Genomic DNA, 14,842 nt, shown 5'->3' with positions numbered 1-14,842 from the left:
GCGGCGGCCCCTGCAGCGGGGCCTCCCTCAGAGGACGTCGAACTCGTTGAAGGCCGCGCCGCCGGACAGCACCGCATAGCCGGGGCCGCGGTCGAAGAACGGCTTCTCGCCGGTGCGCGCGGCCCGCATCGACGACCGCAGGGCGCCGGTGGCCTCGTCGTCCGCCGTGCCGTCGTCGCGGACCACGACCCCGTAGTCGTCGCGAGCGCCGGCGACCGACACCTTCCGCCAGGCGATGTCCCGCAGCACCTCGTCGACCGGGCGGTCCAGCGGGTCGCCCCAGCCGCCACCGCCCGTCGTCCGGATGCGGACGACCGTGCCCGCGTTCAGCGGCTCCGCGTCGGCGAGCGCGTCGACGTCGTGCTCGCCGGGGCCGCCCGGGTCGACGGTGATCCGGAAGGGACGGCCGGCCTTGCCGCCCTTGACGCCCCAGCAGGACAGGATCGAGCGGTCGGCGATCGACATGAAGTGCGCGTCGCGCAGCACCCGGATGTGCTTCTCGTAGCCGCAGCCGCCGCGGTAGCGCCCCGGGCCGCCGGAGTCGACGGCGAGGCCGAGGCGCTCGATGCGCAGCGGGAACCGGCCCTCGGTGAACTCCGTGGGCAGGTTCCGGGAGTCGGGGACGACGTGGATGGTGTCCTCGCCGTCGGCGTAGTACCGCCCACCCGAGCCCCCGCCGAGCACCTCGCGCATGAGGTACGGCCGGCCGTCGACGTCGGTGCCGTAGACGCCGGTGTAGCGGATCGTCTCCTGGTCCGCCGGCATGCGCCCGCCGGTGGCCTTGGCGAGCACTCCGGCGAGCACCCCGAGCAGCCGCAGGATGACGAACGTCCGGGCGTTGGTGGGCGCCGGGAAGATCGGCGTGAGCAGCGTGCCCTTCTCCGGGAACCGCATCTCGATCAGCGGGACCACGCCCTCGTTGACGTCGAGCTGGGCCATGCGCTCGGGCGTCTCGGCGAGGTTGCGCAGGATCGGCGCCAGCCACTTCTTGAGGAAGTTGCCGTCGGCGTAGTCGCCGCAGTGGTTGATCGGCCCCTTCGCCTGCGGGCCGGTGCCGGTGAAGTCGATGACCAGCGGCGTCTCCTTCGAGGAGTCCATGGTCAGGGTGATCCGCTGGCGGTGGAGCTTGGGCTCCTCGACGCCGTCGTGCTCGGCGTAGTCCTCCCACGCGTAGGTCCCGTCGGGGATCTGGCTGAGGATCTCCCGCCGGTAGACCTCCGTGGAACTGGCGAGGATCGCGTCGAAGCAGGCCTCGACGGCGGCGACGCCGTACCGGTCGAACAGCTCACCCAGCCGGCGGGCGCCGGCCAGGCAGGCGGAGCACTCGGCGTCGAGGTCGGCGGCGAGGGAGTCGGGCATCCGCGAGTTGCGGGTCATGATCTTCAGCGCGCTCTCGTTGGGCACGCCGCGGTCCCACAGCTTGATCGGGGGGACCATCAGGCCCTCCTCGTACACGCTGGTGGCGGCCGACGGCATCGAGCCGGGCACGGCGCCGCCGATGTCGTCGTGGTGGCCGAACGCCTGGATGAAGGCAACCACCTCTGGCCGGCCCGTCTCCACGTCCGCCGCGAACACCGGCACCGTCACGCACAGGTCGGGCAGGTGGCCGATGCCTCCTTCCGACAGGTAGACGTCGTTGTGGAAGTAGACGTCGCCGACGTTCATCGTCCCGATCGGGTAGTCCCGCACGACCGGGTGCACGAGCGCCGAGTACGAGCGGCCGGTGAGCTTGCGCAGCTTCCGGTCGTGGATGCCGGCGCGGAAGTCGTGCGCGTCGCGGATCATCGGGGAGCGCGACGTCCGGCCGATGCGGGTCTCGACCTCCTTCTCGATGGCCGCGAGCGTGCCGGCGACGATCTCGACGAGGACGGGGTCGGCCTCGACCTTCCCGCCGGTCAGGCTGCCGCTGGGAAAGGCGGTCATCGGCCGGTCTCCTTCGTGAGCAGCAGGTTGCCGTAGGCGTCCACGGTCGCGGCGAAGCCCGGGTGCACCGGCACGGTCGAGCCGAACTCCTCGACGATCGCCGGGCCGCGCACCACGTCGCCGGGCGCCAGGCGCGGGCGGTCGTAGGTCGGGGTGTCGACCCAGTCGTCGAAGAAGACGCGGCGCGAACCCGTGACGGCCCGGTCCGTCCCGCCCTCGCGCGGCGGGAGCTCCACGATGTCGGGACGGCGGATCGGCCCGATGCCGCTCACGCGGAGGTTCACCCACTCGACGGCCTGGCGCGGGTCGTCGGCGAAGTCGTAGCCGTAGAGCCGGCGGTGTGCGGCGTGGAACGCCTGCGCCACGTCGTCCGCCGCGGCGGCGTCGAGGTCCCCGTCCGCCACCGGGACGCGCACCTCGAAGGCCTGGCCGACGTAGCGCAGGTCCGCCGTCCGCTGCATGCGCTGCACCGGCCGCTCGAACCCCTCGCTGTCCAGCGCCGCGCGGGCCTGCTCCTCCAGGGCGGCGTAGACGCCGCGCACCCGGTCGCGATCGAGGTCGGCGTGCCTGCTCACGACCGTCTGCACGTAGTCGTTGCGGACGTCGACGGTCAGCAGCCCGAACGCGCTGACGTTGCCGGGGTTGGGCGGCACCAGCGTGCGCGGCAGGTTCAGGATGTCCATGAGCCGGCAGGCGAGCAGCGAGCCCGAGCCGCCGAAGGTCGTGAGCGTGAAGTCGCGGACGTCGAGCCCCCGGGCGACGGTGACCTGCCGCAGCGCGTTGGCCTGATTCCACGCGGAGATCTCGAGGATCCCGGTGGCGGTGCGTTCCAGCGACAGTTCCAGCTTCCCGCCCAGCTGCTCGAGGCCGCTGCGGGCGGCGTCGACCGACAGGGGGATCTCGCCGCCGAGCAGGTGCGGGGGGATCCGGCCGAGGACGACGTGCGCGTCGGTGACCGTGGGCTGGTCGCCGCCGTCCGGGTAGCACATCGGGCCCGGGTCGGCGCCGGCCGACCGCGGCCCCACCTTGAGCGTGCCCTCGGGGGAGAGCCAGGCGATGGAACCACCGCCGGCGCCCACCGTGACGACGTCGATCATGGGGATCTTCGACGGGTACTCGCCGACCGAGCCCTCGGTGGTGAGCGTGGGCTCGCCGTCGATGACCACGCTGACGTCGGTCGACGTGCCGCCGCCGTCGCAGGTGAGCACCCGGTCGAACCCGGCGGTGCCGGCGATGAGCGCCGCGCCGAGGGCACCCGCGGCCGGGCCGGAGAGCATGGTCGTGATCGGCTGGTGCACGACCTCGCCGGCCGACAGCACGCCGCCGTTGCTCTTCATGACGTAGAAGGGCACCCGCGGCGCGATCTCGTCGAGCCGGGTGCGGATGCTGGAGACGTACGCGCCGACCTTCGGCTTCACCGCGGCGTCGACCAGCGTCGTCACCGACCGTTCGTACTCGCGGTACTCGCGCAGCACCTCGCTGGAGATGCTGACGACGGCGCCGGGATGTTCCTCGAGGATCACCTCGAGCATCCGCCGCTCGTGCGCGTCGTTCGCGTAGGCGTGCAGGAAGCAGACGCCGATGGTCGTGATGCCGGCGTCGCGGAAGAAGCGGGCGGCAGCGCGGGCGTCGTCCTCGTGGAAGGGGCGCACCTCGTCGCCGGAGTGGTCGAGCCGTCCCCGCACGGTCCGCACCAGGTCGGCGGGGACGATCCGTGGCGGCTTGACCCAGAAGTAGCTGTTGCCGTAGCCGTCGGGCACCGACTGCCGGGCGATCTCCAGCACCGACTCGTAGCCCTCGGTGGTGACGAACCCGATCCGGTCGAGCCTGCCCTCGAGCAACTGGTTGGTCGCGACCGTGGTGCCGTGGCTGACCGCGGTCACCGATCCGCCGTCCAGCCCCATGAGGTCGAGGACCTTGCGGACGCCGGTGAGAAAGCCCTCGGCCGGATCCGCCGGGGTGGACGGCGTCTTCGTGGTCGTCGTGGCCCCGGTGGCCTCGTCCACGGCGACGACGTCGGTGAACGTCCCGCCGGTGTCGATGCCGATGCGGACCCGGCGCGCGCTCATGCCAGAAACCTTAGCGGTGAGATACCTGACCGGAAAGGCGCACAGGTCACGATTGGGGGCGGCCGATGCCGGCGGCGTACAGGACCCCCAGCACGGCACCGGGCGGACCCGCGACGTACAACCACCACGGGTGCAGGAACTCCCCTGTGGCCAGCGAGACGGTGGCCCAGACGACCAGGTTCACCGCCACGGCGCAGGCCCAGACGATGGTCAGGACCCGCATGGCCGTGCCGCCGTCGGTGTCGGAGAACACCGGACGGCGGCCCGGTGCCGGCGGGGGTGGCGGCGGCTCGGGCAGGTCGGCGGTCACGCGGAGCAGCTCGCCTCGCGTCTTCGACGCCCAGACCGACTGCACGCGGGCGTCGAAGTCGTGCAGGTCCAGCTGGCCGTCGCCGACCGCCCGGCGCAGCCGCTCCTGGACGGCGGCCCGCTCGGCGTCCGAGACGCGCATCTCATCGGGGAGGACGGGCTCGCTCACGTCGCCGATCGTCGCATCGCGCGCCGCGGTTGTGCGCTCGTCGTGATGTCCCGACACGCATGGCCACGATCTGCGCACGACCGTCCGGCTCCTGGTGCCGGGTGGCGCCCTCAGTCCACGAGGTCGAGCGCCGCCCCCACGATCGAGTCGGCGTCCAGACCGTGGTAGCGGTAGACGCTGGCCAGGTCACCGCTCTGCCCGAACCTCGTCACCCCGAGATGGGTCCCTGGCACGCCGTTCACGCCGGTGAGGAACGCCAGCGTGTGCGGGTGGCCGTCCAGCACGGTGACCAGCGGGGTCGCCCGGTCGCGCGGGAAGACCGTGTCGAGGATCCACGTCTCGGCGGTGTCGAGGCCGCGTCGCGCCTGCAGCGCCCGGAACAGCAGCCCGGGACTGGTCACGCAGACCACGTCCGCGCCGATCCCGAGCGCTTCGAGGCGGTCGGCCGCCTCCAGCGTCTCGGGGACGACGGCGCCCATGGTGACCAGCGTGACCACCGGCCGTCCGGTGCGCCGGAGGGCGTAGGCCCCGGCGGTGACCTGGCGACGGCGGCGTTCCCGGGCGGCGGGGTCGGCGGGCACGGCGGCGAGCGTCTGGTCGACCGGCCGTGTCGACAACCGCAGGTAGGCCGAGCTGCCTTCGGGCCGGCCCAGCCGCGCCAGGGAGGCGAGCAGGCACCACTCGGTGTCCAGGACGAACGCCGGCTCGTAGGCCACGCAGCCGGGCTGCTCCAGCCCGATGGACGGCGTCTTGATCGACTGGTGGGCGCCGCCCTCGGGAGCGAGCGTGACGCCGGACGGCGTCCCCACCAGGATCGACTGGCCGCCGGCGTACATCCCGAAGGACCACGGCTCCAGCGCGCGCTCGACGAACGGGTCGTACATGACGCCGATCGGCAGCAGCGGCTGCCCCCAGCGGTTCCAGGTGGTGCCGAGCTCGCCCATCAGCCCGACCAGGTTCGTCTCGGCGATGCCGAGCTCGATGTGCTGGCCGCTGGGCCGCTCCCGCCAGTGCAGGATCGTCTCGGCGTCGTCGGCGAACCAGTCCGCCCGCTCGGAGGACGACCAGACGCCGACCTTGTTGACCCAGCCGCCCAGGTTCGTGCTGGAGCTGACGTCGGGGCTGACGGTGACGACGCGGCTGCCCGCCTCCGGCGCGGCCCGGTTGAGGTCGAGCAGGGCGCGACCCAGGGCGGCCTGCGTGGTGGCCGTCCCCGTGGGTGTGCGGCCCAGGTCGGCCGGGATGTCCGGCACCTGCGCGGCGGTCTCCTCGGTGCGCCGCAGCCGGTCGGCGGCCTCGGCGAGCAGGCGGGCGGCCGCGCTGCCGGGCGGGAACACCGCCCAGGGGTCGGCCGGGTCGACGCCCAGGCTCTTGGCGAGCTGGCCGATCTGGACCTCGTTGAGCAGGGCGGAGTGGTTCTGCGGATGCCCCTCGGTGGCCAGCCCGTAGCCCTTCAGCGTGTAGGCGAGGATCACCGTGGGCCGGGTGTCGTCGATCCGGTCGAACGCCGAGCGCAGCGCCGAGAGGTCGTGGCCGCCGAGGTTCCGCACGGCGGCGCGCAGCTCGTCGTCGGGCACGTCCGCCACCAGCCGGGCGATCTCGGCCGCACCGGGACCGTCGCCGGGCAGCACCTCCCGCAGCTCCGCCGCCGTGCGGCGCAGCATCCGCTGGTACTCGGGGTTGGTCATCTCGTCGATGCGGTCGCGCAGGTGCGCGCCGCCCGGACGGGCGAAGAGCTCCTCCAGCAGGCGGCCGTACTTCACGGTCAGCACCTGCCAGCCGGCGGCGGCGAACATGCCCTGCAGCCGGGTGGCGCCCATCGTGGGGACGACGCGGTCCAGCGACTGCCGGTTGAGGTCGACCACCCACACGACCTCGCCCAGTTCGGCGACCATCGGGTCGAGGACGGCCTCCCACACCGCCCCCTCGTCGAGCTCGGCGTCCCCGACCAGCGACCACTGGCGCCCCGTGCCGGCGGTGGCGCCCGGGCCGAAGTGGGCGCCGACGTAGCGGCGGGCCAGCGCGCCCCAGATCGGCGCGGTCGCCCCGATGCCGACCGAACCCGTGGAGTAGTCGGCCGGAACCGGGTCCTTGAGGCGGCTGGGGTAGCTCTGCAGGCCGCCGAACTCGCGCAGCCGCGGCAGGTAGGACGCGTCGAGCTGGCCGAGCAGGTACTCCAGCGCGTGCAGCACCGGCGAGGCGTGCGGCTTGACCGAGACCCGGTCCTGGGCGTCCAGCTGCTCCAGCCAGAGCGCGGTCATGATCGTGACCATCGAGGCGCTCGACGCCTGGTGGCCGCCTACCTTGAGGCCGGCCGGGTTGGGACGCAGCCGGTTGGCGTGGTCCACGATCGAGGTGGCCAGCCACAGCACCCGCTGCTCGATCTGCCGCAGCGCGCGGTCCTGCTCGGTCTCCTGGTCCGCCTGCAACGCCGTCAGGCTCATCCCTGCTCCTCGGTCATGGCCGTCGGGTCCTCCGAGCCGGCCGGGTCCAGCACACTGCACGGTCAGACGACCATGCACGGAAGGGGTGCACAATCTCCCGGACGCCCGGTGAGCAGAGTGCGAAGCGGTGGGCGCTCGGGGGAGGCCTTCGGTGGGCACTGTGCACGGTCCGCGGACCGTCGACCGCACCGACGCCCGCCTGCTGCGGGCGCTGGAGGACGACCCGCGCGCCACCGTCCTCGCCCTGGCCGACCGCCTGGGGCTCTCCCGGAACACCGTCCAGGCGCGGCTGGCCCGGCTGGAGCGCGACGGCGTCCTGCTGCCGTTCCAGCGCCGCATCGATCCCGCGGCGCTGGGCTACCCGGTCACTGCCTTCATCACCGTGCGGGTGCGCCAGCAGATGCTCGAGGAGGTGTCCGGCGCCCTGGCGGGCATCCCGGAGGTGATCGAGGTGCTCGGCCTGAGCGGCCCGGAGGACCTGCTGGTCCGGGTGGTCGCCCCGGACGCCGACGACCTCTACCGGATCGCCGGGCGGGTGCTGGCCACGCCCGGCATCGAGCGCACCGAGACCGCCGTCCTGATGCGCCGCCTCGTCGAGCACCGCGTCGACCCGCTCCTCGCGCGGCTGGCCGACGAACCCGCCTGAGGACGGCGCGCCGGTACGGGTCGGAGCGCCCTGCCTCGGAGCGCCCTGCCTCGGAGCGCCCTGCCTCGGAGCGCCCTGCCTCGGAGCGCCCTGCCTCGGAGCGCCCTGCCTCGGAGCGCCCTGCCTCGGAGCGCCCTGCCTCAGAGGACCTTGCCGGGGTTGAGGATCCCCAGCGGGTCGAACACCGACTTGATGTTCCGCTGCAGCGCGTAGGACGTCTCGCCCAGCTCCTCGCGCAGCCACGTGCGCTTGAGCAGGCCGACGCCGTGCTCGCCGGTGATGGTGCCCCCCAGCCCCAGGGCCAGCCGCATGATGGCGTCGAAGGCCACCTGGGCGCGCTCCGCGGCCGCGGCGTCGCCCCGGTCGAAGACGACCGTCGGGTGCATGTTGCCGTCACCGATGTGGCCGGGGCAGACGACGAGCGTCCCGGTCTCGGCCGCGATCCGCTCCATGCCGGTCAGCAGGTCCACGAGCCGGGCGCGCGGCACGGCGACGTCGTCGACGAGGGTGGCGCCCAGCTCCTCGACCGCCGGGTTCACCAGCCGCCGGGCCTGGGTGAGCATGGCCGACTCCGCGGCGTCCTCCGCGACCGCCACCTCGGCGGCGCCGAGCTCCTCGCAGATCGCTCCCATGGCCGCCACGTCGGCCGCGGCGAGGGAGCCCCGGTCGGACTGCGCGATGAGCATGGCCTCCGCGTCGAGCGGCAGGCCCATGTCGCGGTAGTCCTGCACCGCCCGGATGGAGGGCCGGTCGAGGAACTCCATCATCGAGGGACGCATGCCGGATGCCATGATCCGCGCGACGGCGGTCATCGCGTCGGGGGTCTTGTCGAAGATCGCCGCCATGGTGAGAGCCGGCTCCGGCGCCGGGCGCAGGGCCAGCGTCGCCTCGGTGATGACGCCGAGGGTGCCCTCCGAGCCGACGATCAGGCGGGTGAGGTCGTAGCCGGCCACGCCCTTGGCGGTGCGGCGTCCGACGCGGACGGCCGTGCCGTCGGCGAGCACCACCTCCAGCCCGCGGACGAAGTCGGCCGTGACTCCGTACTTGACGCAGCACAGGCCGCCGGCGTTCGTGGCCAGGTTGCCCCCGATGGTGGACAGCTCCCAGGAGGAGGGGTCCGGCGGGTAGAAGAGGCCGGCGGCCGCCACGGCGCGGGACAGGTCGGCGTTGATCACGCCCGGCTCGACGATGGCGACCTGGTCGACCTCGTCGATCTCCAGGATCCGGTTCATCCGCACCATCGACAGCATCAGCGCGCCGTCGACCGCGTTCGCGCCGCCGGACAGCCCGGTGCGGGCGCCCTGCGGCACGACCGGCACCCGGTGCGCGGACGCCCAGCGCAGCACGGTCTGCACCTGCTCGGTCGTCGTGGGGCGGACGACGGCCAGCGGGGCGCCGGCGGCGCAGAAGCTCGCGCTGTCGTGCCGGTAGCTGTCGCTGGTGGCCGGATCGGTGACGACGGCGCCCTCGGGTAGCTGCCGCGCGAGCTCGTCGATGGGTGCGGTCACACTCGTGCCTCTTCTTCCTTCCGCAGCCACGCCGTCGTGGCTCGTTCGATGCAGCCCAGCGGATCGCCCCAGGCGGCGTCCGAGCCGAATTCCTGCAGCAGGGAGACCGCCGTCGCCCGCCCGGCGACGTCGGCCTCGACCGCGCCGGCGACGACCAGCGCCGGGACCCCGTGCGCAGCGGCGCGGTCCAGGACGCCGCCGACGACCTTGCCGTTGAACGACTCGGCGTCGAGCTTGCCCTCACCGGTGACCACGGCGTCGGCCGACCGGAGGGCCGCGTCCAGCCCAGCCTGGCTGCTGATGAGCTCGAAGCCGGGCACCAGCCGGGCGCCGAGCGCGGCGAGCCCGCCACCGAGCCCGCCCGCCGCGCCGGAGCCGGGAATCGTGGCCAGGTCGACGCCGTAGCGCCGCTGGTACACCGAGGCGAGCCGGTCCAGGCGCGCGGTGAGCTCGACCACCTGCTCGGGGGTGGCGCCCTTCTGCGGCCCGAAGACCACCGCGGCCTCCCGGAACGGCGTCCGGACGTCGCAGGCGACCAGCACCTCGGCGCGTCCGTCGCGGCCGTCGAATGGGGCGAACGCCTCGAGGACCTCCACGGTGTCGAAGCCACCGTCGGTGGTAGCGGAGCCACCGAGGCTCACGATCACCCGGCGGGCGCCCTCGGCGAGGGCGGCGGCGACGAGCTCGCCGGTGCCCCGGCTCGTCGCCGCCACGGGGTCGTTGCCCTCAGCGCCGCCGGCCAGCTCGAGACCGGACGCGCGTGCGCTCTCCACGACCGCGACCCCGTCGTCGCCCATGCGCCACGGCGCGTCGACCGGCGTGCCCAGAGGACCGGTGACCCTGGTCGAGCGGTTGGGGCCGCCGAAGGCGTCGAGCGTGCCCTCCCCGCCGTCGGCGAGCGGGAGCCGCACGCAGGCCCAGCCCGCCGCCTCGGCGGCGGCCGCGATCGCCGCGGCCACCTCCGGGGCGGAGGCCGAGCCGCGGAACTTGTCCGGCGCGGCGAGGAGGGTCTTCATCGGACGGCCGCGCTCATGCACCGATCCGGGCGACCGCCGAGACGCCGAAGCGCTCGGCGACCAGGTTCTTGATGCCGGCCGGGAAGCCGACCATCGAGGCGCGGTGCGGAGCGGCCAGCTCGACCTGGGCCTTGCCGTCGCCCGCGAACGCGGCGATGCACCGCTCCGGCTCGGCGTTGGCGAGCACCAGGATCGCGCCGGTGGCGCCCACCGCGCCGCCCATGGTCAGCACGGTGGTCGCACCGACGTAGATGTCGCGGTCGAACACCTCCAGCTCGTCCAGGAGCCGGCCGGCGTCACCGGAGGAGTCCTTGAGCCCGGTCACCGGCAGCTCCGGGAGCACCTCGACCGGGATCCCGGGCGAGGCGGCGAAGGGGAAGTGGTAGGCCAGCATCGGCCGGTCGGCGGCGGCCTGCGCGACCCGGTCGAAGTACCGTCGCGGGTCGGCCACCGCGGGCGGCGAGAGGACCAGGGCGGCGTCGGCGCCGGCGTCGAAGGCCCGCGTGGTCAGGTCGGCGGCCTGCGCGCCGGTGGGCGCGCCGGTTCCCGCGAGCACCGGCACGTCGGCCGGGACGGCGGCCCGGACGGCGCTGATGAGCGCGCTGCGCTCGTCTGCCGTCAGGGACATGGCCTCACCGGTCGTGCCGGCGACCAGGACCGAGCGCATGCCCAGACCGGTCAGCTGGACGGCGAGATCGGCGGTGGCGGCGGTGTCGAGGCGTCGGTCGTCGTCGAACAGCGTGACGAGGGCGACGCCGACACCGGTGAACAGCGGGGGCATGGGTTTCCTCTCGGGTGGTGGGCGAGGGCCGGATCAGCGGGCGAGCGTGGCCGGCTCGGCGACCAGCTCCGGGGCGAGTTCGGTCAGCAGGCGCAGGACGAGCTCCGCGCGGCGCACGCGCTCACGGCCCAGGTTCTGGGCCATCGCGCCGATGTGCGCTCCCACGGGGTAGATGTTCGGGGCGTTGCGCAGCCCGAGCTTCAGGTAGACCGGGGACGCCACGCGCACGACCTCGGGGACGTCGTAGAAGCGCACCGCGCCGCCCTGGTCGTCGGGGACCTCGACGTACATGTCGATGGGCACCGTAGTCGCCGCCCGGATCTCGGCGATCTGGGGCACCGTGAGGTCGGTGGAGATGTTGAGGCTCGTCGCGCCGAGCTCCTCGTACAGGGCCGCGCTGGGGCCGTTCGACAGCGGCATGAGCACCGAGGTCTTCAGCACGAGGTCCTCGGGCATCCGGCCGTCGCGCTTCATCCGCCCGAGCAGCTGCAGCACCCCGAGGTCACCGATCAGCAGGCTGCGCACGCCGAGCCGCACCGCGCGCTCGGCGTCGCAGAGGGAGGCGGCCACGGCGGCGTTCCCGCGGGCGGCGGCGCCGACGGCGGCGGAGACCTTGGTCTGGCCGCCGATGTCCCAGGCGCTGCGCGGACCGAGGAACAGGTTGACCTCGATGTCGTGCTCGGCGCCCAGTGCCACCATCCGCTCGATCTCGGCGTCGGTCAGCATCATGACGCCGCTGCCCTGCGAGATCCGGTGGATCGGCACGCCACGCCGATCGGCCTCGTCGAGGACGGCGGCCATGACGTCCGGGCCCTCGCAACTGGGGATCTCGACCTTGTAGCGCGAGCCGTCGGGGAACCGCCCGGCCGAGTCGGCGCCGTCGGTGAGCACCGGGTGCCCCAGGCCGGCGCACAGGTTGTTGATCCGTTCCAGGGTCATGACCCGCCCTCCGTCAGTGCGACCTCGGCGGTTCCGATGGTCGTCGGTGTTCCCTCCGCGCTCGCCGTCCAGACCTCGAGGGCGACGCGGTCGCCGTCCCGCCCGGTGACCCGGGCCCCGCAGGTGACCGGCTCGTCGCGGAAGTCCATACCCCGGTAGCTCACGTCCAGGACGGTGATCCGGCCCCGTCCCGCGAACCACTCTTCCACCAGTCGGCCCAGCCAGGCGGTCTTGAGCAGCCCGTGCACCGCCAGCTCGCGGTGGCCACGCTCGTGGGCGAAGGGCAGGTCGTAGTGCATCTCGTAGAAGTCGCCGCTGGCGCCGGCGTACTGCACCAGCGTGCGCAGGCTGGCCGTCTCGACGCGGATGATCTCGTCGGTCTGCTGCTCGGTGGCGCTCATCGCCGCACCCGCGTCCCGACGTGGCGGACGGCCAGGGTGCCGTCGGGCAGCCGGAAGTCGGTGACGAAGGTGAGCAGGGCCAGGGTGCCCGACCGCCCCGTCTTCTCCTCCACGCCGGTGAAGGTCAGCTGCGAGGTGACCTCGTCGCCCAGCTGCAGCGGGCGGTGCACCTCGAACCGGTCGCCACCGTTGATCCAGCCTCTGCCGTAGGCGAGCGCCTCAGGCATGGTCGGCGGCTCGGTGAGGAAGCAGGCGGTGATGGTGGCCGGCACGTCCGTGCCGTTCTCGTCCGCGCCGATGGCGCGGCGGTAGTCGCGGAGGTGCCGACGCTCGACGACGTCGACCCGCTCCGGCCCGGTCCAGCCGACGGCGCGCTCCAGCGCCTCCAGCGGTGTGGTGGCCCCGTCAGGCGTGTCCGTCACGCCGCATCGCCTCCTCTTCCTCCTGGCGGATCCGGGCGAACCACGCCCGTGACTCGGGCGAGTGACCTTCGGCGTCGTCCTCGATGCTCAGCAGGAAGGTGCGCTGGCCGTGGTGGGCGAGCGCGTGCGCCATGCCCTCGACGTCGCCGGCCTCGACGAGGTCCATCAGCGGGCGGTGGCGGGCGGCGTCCTGGCGCGCGGTCTCGATCTCCGCGCGAGCCCGCCGGTTCATCGCCATGCACATCCGCATCTGCAGCGACAGCGAGCGGTAGACGTCTTCGAGGCGCCGGTGCCCGGCCAGGCCGACGATCGCCAGGTGGAAGGCGAAGCTCGTCGCGACCACCCGGGGCGCGCCCTCCTCCTCGGCGGCGGCCTCCAGGTCGGCGAACGCCTGACGCAGGCGGTCGAGCCGCTCCTGCGACCGGACGGGGACCCCCAGCCGGACGGCGATCTGCTCGATCTCCTCGCGCAGCGACACGATCTCGTAGATGTCGTGCGGGGTGACGGGTGCCACGACGGCACCCTTGCGGGGCACCTGGACGATGAGCCCCTCCTGCTCGAGGACCCGCATGGCCTCGCGCAGCGGGGGCCGGCTCACGCCGAGCGCCTCGGTCAGCCGGTTCTCGATGACCCGGTCGCCGGGCCGCAGGTCACCGTTGAGGACCATCTCCCGCAGCGCCTCGGCGGCGAGGGCGGACATGCTCGGGGGCGCCGCGATGCGGCGCACGGAGGCCCCGTGCGCGGGCTCTGCCGTCACGGTGCTCCTCCCTTCCTGACGCCGGGGTGATGCCCGGGCGGCTGGGCCCGGTGTCGACATCTCTCCGTAACGGATTGGCCTGTGAGGCTTGTCATATCGACTTGGCTTTTGTAGACAGTAGTCCACGAGCTGTGAGGAGCACCACCCTCCGGCACCGCAAAATCTCGGAACGGAGGCTGCTGATGGCGGTCGAAACAACCGGCCCGCTGGCCGGCATCACGGTGCTGGAGGTGGGCGCCTTCATGGCGGCTCCCTTCGCCACGATGCAGCTCGCCGACCTCGGGGCGCGGGTCCTCAAGGTCGAGAACCCGACCGGCGGCGACCCGGTCCGGGCGACCGGGCCCTTCCTGGACGGCGAGAGCTCGCCGTTCGTCCGGCTGAACCGGAACAAGGAGTCGGTGGCCCTCGACCTGAAGGCGCCCGAGGGCAAGGAGGCCTTCCTCCGGCTGGTCGCGCACGCCGACGTCCTGGTGGAGAACCTGCGACCCGGCGCGATGCGCGGGCTCGGCTTCGGCTACGAGGCGCTGCGGGAGGTCAACCCCCGGATCGTCTACGCGTCGGCGTCGGGCTGGGGGCAGGACGGCCCGCTCGCCGCGCTCCCGGGGCTGGACATCATGGCCCAGGCGCGTGGCGGCCTCATGAGCATCACCGGCACGCCCGACGGCGACCCGGTCAAGATCGGCGTCCCGATCTGCGACCTGGTCTGCGCCATGTACGTGGCCCTCGGCGTGACCGCCGCCCTCAAGGAGCGGGACCGCTCCGGCGAGGGCCAGTACCTGGACGTGTCCCTGCTGGAGAGCGGCGTCTCCTTCGCCATCTGGGAGGCCGGCAAGTACTTCGCCACCGGCGAGGTGGGCCGGCCCCTGGGCTCGGCGCACCAGAGCACCGCGCCGTACCAGGCGCTGAAGACCGCGGACGGGTACATCACCGCGGGCGCCGTCACGCCGAAGACGTGGAAGGGGTTCTGCTCGGCTCTCGGCCTGGAGGAGCTCGTCGACGACGAGCGCTACGCCACCGGGTCCACCCGGCACGCGCACCGCGACACGCTCATCCCGGCGATCGAGGCCGTGACGACCACCCGCACCACCGACGACCTGGTCGCGGCGCTCGACGCCGCCGGGGTGCCCTGCGCCCCCATCGCCGACTACGGCCAGGTCTTCACCGACGACCACCTGAACCAGCGCTCCTACTTCTGGGACGCGCCGCACCCGACCCTCGGGCCGGTCCGTCAGCTGGGCTCGCCGATGCGCCTGTCCCGCACGCCGGCGCGGCAGGACTCCGCCGGCCCCCAGCTGGGTTCGGGAACCCGCGCCGCCCTCGAGTGGGCGGAGATCCCCCCGGCCGAGATCGACGCGCTCATCGAGTCGGGGGTCGCCGCCGACCCGGCCCACACCTCCGCGCCGACCCCCGACGCCGCCCCCCTGCCCGCCGACGACCGACCCCTCTGAGGAGCCATCC

The 14,842-nt window shown here is 73.5% G+C and carries 13 protein-coding genes; 2 read left to right on the top strand and 11 right to left on the bottom strand.

Annotated features, from left to right (window positions below):
- Positions 1–27: 27 nt before the first annotated feature.
- From ACFSHS_RS04530 to ACFSHS_RS04515, 4 genes are all read right to left on the bottom strand, one after another.
- Entirely contained in the window at positions 28–1,923 is a 1,896-nt protein-coding gene (locus ACFSHS_RS04530; RefSeq protein ID WP_376872314.1) for a hydantoinase B/oxoprolinase family protein, read from the bottom strand.
- A complete protein-coding gene (locus tag ACFSHS_RS04525) occupies positions 1,920–3,992 on the bottom strand; it encodes a hydantoinase/oxoprolinase family protein (protein WP_376872312.1) in 2,073 nt (690 codons plus the stop codon). The genes ACFSHS_RS04530 and ACFSHS_RS04525 overlap by 4 nt, the downstream gene beginning before the upstream one ends.
- Positions 3,993–4,038: 46 nt before the next feature.
- Entirely contained in the window at positions 4,039–4,470 is a 432-nt protein-coding gene (locus ACFSHS_RS04520; protein ID WP_376872310.1) for a DUF1707 SHOCT-like domain-containing protein, read from the bottom strand.
- 110 nt (positions 4,471–4,580) lie between these two features.
- Entirely contained in the window at positions 4,581–6,914 is a 2,334-nt protein-coding gene (locus ACFSHS_RS04515; protein WP_376872308.1) for a transketolase-like TK C-terminal-containing protein, read from the bottom strand.
- Between the two features lie 151 nt (positions 6,915–7,065).
- On the opposite strand from ACFSHS_RS04515, the gene ACFSHS_RS04510 reads away from it, so the two are divergent.
- Positions 7,066–7,560, top strand: coding sequence for an Lrp/AsnC family transcriptional regulator (locus tag ACFSHS_RS04510; protein ID WP_376872305.1), 495 nt, complete (start codon positions 7,066–7,068; stop codon positions 7,558–7,560).
- Between the two features lie 140 nt (positions 7,561–7,700).
- On the opposite strand, the gene ACFSHS_RS04505 is transcribed toward ACFSHS_RS04510, so the two are convergent.
- Genes ACFSHS_RS04505 through ACFSHS_RS04475 form a run of 7 tightly spaced genes read right to left on the bottom strand, consistent with a single transcriptional unit; the run spans position 7,701 to position 13,384 of the window.
- Positions 7,701–9,068, bottom strand: a complete 1,368-nt coding sequence (locus ACFSHS_RS04505) for an FAD-binding oxidoreductase (protein ID WP_376872303.1) — start codon at positions 9,066–9,068, stop codon at positions 7,701–7,703.
- Positions 9,065–10,084: a glycerate kinase family protein gene (locus ACFSHS_RS04500; protein ID WP_376872300.1), complete on the bottom strand. Its 1,020-nt coding sequence runs from the start codon at positions 10,082–10,084 to the stop codon at positions 9,065–9,067. Before ACFSHS_RS04500 ends, ACFSHS_RS04505 begins: the two co-directional genes overlap by 4 nt.
- A 13-nt stretch (positions 10,085–10,097) precedes the next feature.
- A complete protein-coding gene (locus ACFSHS_RS04495) occupies positions 10,098–10,865 on the bottom strand; it encodes a dihydrodipicolinate synthase family protein (protein WP_376872298.1) in 768 nt (255 codons plus the stop codon).
- Between the two features lie 33 nt (positions 10,866–10,898).
- Complete coding sequence (locus tag ACFSHS_RS04490; RefSeq protein ID WP_376872296.1) at positions 10,899–11,804, bottom strand: U32 family peptidase; 906 nt, start codon at positions 11,802–11,804, stop codon at positions 10,899–10,901.
- Complete coding sequence (locus ACFSHS_RS04485) at positions 11,801–12,205, bottom strand: MaoC/PaaZ C-terminal domain-containing protein (protein WP_376872294.1); 405 nt, start codon at positions 12,203–12,205, stop codon at positions 11,801–11,803. The genes ACFSHS_RS04490 and ACFSHS_RS04485 overlap by 4 nt, the downstream gene beginning before the upstream one ends.
- Positions 12,202–12,627 carry an FAS1-like dehydratase domain-containing protein gene (locus ACFSHS_RS04480; RefSeq protein ID WP_376872292.1) on the bottom strand — a complete coding sequence of 142 codons (426 nt, stop codon included), beginning with the start codon at positions 12,625–12,627 and terminating at the stop codon, positions 12,202–12,204. The genes ACFSHS_RS04485 and ACFSHS_RS04480 overlap by 4 nt, the downstream gene beginning before the upstream one ends.
- Positions 12,611–13,384 (bottom strand): GntR family transcriptional regulator, encoded by a 774-nt coding sequence (locus ACFSHS_RS04475; protein WP_376872290.1) that lies wholly within the window; start codon positions 13,382–13,384, stop codon positions 12,611–12,613. The genes ACFSHS_RS04480 and ACFSHS_RS04475 overlap by 17 nt, the downstream gene beginning before the upstream one ends.
- Positions 13,385–13,566: 182 nt before the next feature.
- On the opposite strand from ACFSHS_RS04475, the gene ACFSHS_RS04470 reads away from it, so the two are divergent.
- Positions 13,567–14,832 carry a CaiB/BaiF CoA transferase family protein gene (locus ACFSHS_RS04470; RefSeq protein ID WP_376872288.1) on the top strand — a complete coding sequence of 422 codons (1,266 nt, stop codon included), beginning with the start codon at positions 13,567–13,569 and terminating at the stop codon, positions 14,830–14,832.
- The last annotated feature ends 10 nt before the right edge of the window (positions 14,833–14,842 follow it).

Source organism: Blastococcus deserti, from assembly GCF_042682525.1.
GTDB lineage: Bacteria > Actinomycetota > Actinomycetes > Mycobacteriales > Geodermatophilaceae > Blastococcus_B > Blastococcus_B deserti.
This window is presented reverse-complemented; position numbering and strand designations above follow the sequence as displayed.

Excerpts from the sequence above, each read along its gene's own strand:
- ACFSHS_RS04490 (WP_376872296.1), bottom strand. The coding sequence starts at position 11,804 with ATGACCCTGGAACGGATCAACAACCTGTGCGCCGGCCTGGGGCACCCG.
- ACFSHS_RS04500 (WP_376872300.1), bottom strand. The coding sequence starts at position 10,084 with ATGAAGACCCTCCTCGCCGCGCCGGACAAGTTCCGCGGCTCGGCCTCC.
- ACFSHS_RS04525 (WP_376872312.1), bottom strand. The coding sequence starts at position 3,992 with ATGAGCGCGCGCCGGGTCCGCATCGGCATCGACACCGGCGGGACGTTC.
- ACFSHS_RS04470 (WP_376872288.1), top strand. The coding sequence starts at position 13,567 with ATGGCGGTCGAAACAACCGGCCCGCTGGCCGGCATCACGGTGCTGGAG.
- ACFSHS_RS04495 (WP_376872298.1), bottom strand. The coding sequence starts at position 10,865 with ATGCCCCCGCTGTTCACCGGTGTCGGCGTCGCCCTCGTCACGCTGTTC.
- ACFSHS_RS04485 (WP_376872294.1), bottom strand. The coding sequence starts at position 12,205 with ATGAGCGCCACCGAGCAGCAGACCGACGAGATCATCCGCGTCGAGACG.
- ACFSHS_RS04515 (WP_376872308.1), bottom strand. The coding sequence starts at position 6,914 with ATGAGCCTGACGGCGTTGCAGGCGGACCAGGAGACCGAGCAGGACCGC.
- ACFSHS_RS04530 (WP_376872314.1), bottom strand. The coding sequence starts at position 1,923 with ATGACCGCCTTTCCCAGCGGCAGCCTGACCGGCGGGAAGGTCGAGGCC.